Genomic DNA, 3313 nt, shown 5'->3' with positions numbered 1-3313 from the left:
TCCTCATTATCTGAATCAACCAAATTTGCTGACTCAAAAATACTGTCAAGCTCAGAATCGACATCACAAGCTGTCAGCAAACCAACGGCAATAATTAAAAGAATTTTGCTTATTGTTTTCATAAATCACCGCAATCACATAAAAAATGATTCATTAGAAAGAATGGGAATACACAAACTGGATTATGTTTAAGCGCAAGTGAAAATCCCTTTTTATAAACTGATATCTATTCAAATTGTAGATATGGGAAGGTACAAAATAGCTGCCATAGACTCAATAATGCTTAAGAGCTAGTACTTTAGAAGCAGATATAAAAAACCTGCATAGGCCATCGGAGGCTATGGGGAAATTGTTAATACAGCAAAAAATCAACTGACTCTTTGCGAGTCGTTGTTATGCTTTATTTAACGGCGGGACATCACGAGGAGGATAAAAAACGCTACATAAGAACTGACTTTTTGACCTAAAAAATTAGCAACAGGTTATCTTTGGCATCCTTTTATTCGAGGACTGGTTAAAAAATCCTTTCGGCTAAGTCTTATATTAGTAGAGCCTTATATGTTAGCAGCCAGCCGTGTACCTTGGTCGATGGCGCGCTTGGCATCAAGTTCTGTAGCCACGTCGGCACCGCCAATAAGATGAAACGGTTTAGCTAAGCCATCGGTAAGTTCTCTTAGCGGCGTTTGGCCAGCACATAAGATAACATTATCTACTTCTAACAATTTATCTTTACCAGCAATAGAGATATGAAGACCTTGGTCATCAATTTTTTGGTATTCGCAGCCGGGGATCATATCGACACCACGGTTAACTAAACCAAGGCGATGCACCCAGCCTGTGGTTTTACCTAGCCCTGCACCAACTTTGCTAGTTTTGCGTTGTAGTAAATAAATTTTTCTAGGTGATGACGGCACAATAGGACTTATGCCTTCGATACCTGAACGCGCCTTTAGTGTCATATCAATCCCCCACTCTTGCATAAAAGCAGGGATATTTAAGCTGGTGGGCTCACCGCTATGACTTAAAAATTCAGCCATATCAAATCCAATACCGCCAGCACCAATGATGGCTACTTTGTTACCTACCGGTTTGCGCTCTTTAATCACCTCTAAATAGCTGAGAACTTTGGGATGATTAACGCCTTCAATCTCTGGCATTCTGGGTGATATGCCGGTGGCAAGTATCACTTCATCAAAGTCACTTTGATTGAGTTCGTTAACGGAAACTGGTGTATTGAGTTTAAGTTGCACACCCGTTAGTTGAATTTTTTTAGCGAAATAACGCAGTGTTTCACTAAATTCTTCTTTGCCGGGAATTTGTTTGGCGATATTAAATTGGCCGCCTATTTCACCCGCCGCATCAAATAGAGTCACATCATGGCCGCGCTCAGCTGCGGTAGTGGCAAAGGCCATCCCTGCTGGCCCAGCACCAATAACGGCGAGTTTTTTGCCGGTTTTAACCGGGGTAATAATTAGCTCAGTTTCATGACAGGCTCTGGGGTTTACTAAGCAACTAGTCATTTGCTTTTGAAAGACATGATCCAGACAGGCCTGATTACAGCCTATGCAGGTGTTAATTTCATCGCTTTTTCCAGCGGCGGCTTTGGCAATAAAATTGGGGTCGGCGAGGAAAGGTCTGGCCATTGAAACCATATCGGCATCGCCACGCTCTAGTACCGATTCGGCAACCTCTGGTGTATTAATTCGATTGGATGTGATGACGGGTATGGAAAATTGATCTTTAAATTTTGCTGTCACCCAAGTGAAAGCAGCACGAGGCACTTTGGTGGCAATGGTGGGAATTCTTGCTTCATGCCAACCAATGCCGGTATTGATAATGGTTGCTCCGGCCTGCTCAATAGCCTGACCTAATTGGACAATCTCATCATAGGAACTGCCACCTTCAACTAGGTCAAGCATAGATAGCCGGTAAATAATAATAAATTTTTCGCCCACAGCTTCCCGAACCCGACGCACCACTTCTATCGGTAGGCGCATACGGTTTTCATAGCTACCGCCCCACCCGTCCTCGCGATGATTAGTGCGGGCGGCAAGAAATTGATTTAGGAAGTAACCCTCCGACCCCATTATTTCAACGCCGTCATACCCCGCTTTTTGCGCCAGTAGTGATGTATTAACGAAGTCCATAATTTGTTGTTCTATTTCTTGTTCAGTCGCGGCCTGTGGTTTGACGGGGTTGATCGGGGCCTGGATAGCTGAAGGTGCTATAGGGTTTTCGTTATAAGCGTAACGACCGGTATGTAAAATTTGCATACAAATTTTACCACCAGCCTGATGAACTGCATCGGTGATAATGCGGTGTTCTTGTGCATCTTGGTCTGTTTTGAGTGCTTTGGTATGCTCGTCGGTGCCGGCGCGCTTATTAGGGCCAAAACCGCCGGTGACGATCAAAGCAACGCCACCTTTAGCGCGCTCAGCAAAGTAGGCCGCCATGCGCTCAATACCGTCCTCTGCTTCTTCAAGGCCGGTGTGCATGGAGCCCATTAGGCTACGATTTTTTAAGGTGGTAAAACCCAGATCAAGGGGTTTTAGTAAATTGGGATATGTATTTGCAGTCATAATAACTTTGTCGGCAATTGGCTAAAAAAAGTTAATTTATAGATTTATTTTGACGGTGTCAAGTTTGGCTGTTACATTGTTAAATATGAGTAAAAATCGGCAACTCAAAAACGCATCAAGCCGTCACTGCAATGAAAACCCCAAAATGGGCTATCACCACGGTGATTTACAGCAGGTATTGATGGCAGAAGCCGCTAAAATAATTCGTGAAGAAGGTGAAGCTGCCTTGTCGATGCGGAAATTGGCGATCCGTACAGGTGTGTCTCGCACTGCGCCCTATCATCATTTTAAGGATAAACAGGGTTTGCTTTGCGCCATTGCCGAGGAAGGTTTTAGACGTTTTGATCTGATCATTGAATCCACCACGGAGGAAGATGACCTGCTTCAACACTTGCATCGAAAAATGCGCGACTATGTGAACTTTGCCACCGATCATCCCGAGTATTATAACTTGATGTTCAGTAGCAGGATCTGGACTTCAACGGATATTAGCCAAAGCCTGAAGGAAAAGGCTTATGAAAGCTTCCATGTATACACTGATAGCGTGTCAAGGTCATGTCAGCAAGCGCAACTACCTGATGGCGTTACATCTTTGCGAATAGCGCAATTATCATGGAGCACTTTTCACGGCCTAAGTCGTTTGATGATAGATGGCATTTATCTAGATAAAACAGCTTTTGAAGCTATTTTTGAAACTGCCAGCCAATTGCTTGAGCCACTTGTTAAACAGCCTT

2 protein-coding genes are annotated in these 3313 nt (G+C 43.7%); one reads left to right on the top strand and one right to left on the bottom strand.

Annotated elements, in window-relative coordinates; translation table 11 throughout:
- Positions 1-554 precede the first annotated feature (554 nt).
- Complete coding sequence (locus AACP44_RS08835) at positions 555-2579, bottom strand: NADPH-dependent 2,4-dienoyl-CoA reductase (RefSeq protein WP_339340164.1); 2025 nt, start codon at positions 2577-2579, stop codon at positions 555-557.
- Positions 2580-2664: 85 nt separating this feature from the next.
- Between AACP44_RS08835 and AACP44_RS08830 the strand changes: the two genes are divergently transcribed.
- The coding region (locus AACP44_RS08830) for a TetR/AcrR family transcriptional regulator (protein WP_339340163.1) at positions 2665-3313 on the top strand (649 nt) is incomplete at its 3' end.

The organism is uncultured Oceanicoccus sp. (assembly GCF_963968385.1).
Lineage (GTDB): Bacteria > Pseudomonadota > Gammaproteobacteria > Pseudomonadales > Dasaniaceae > Oceanicoccus.
This window is presented reverse-complemented; position numbering and strand designations above follow the sequence as displayed.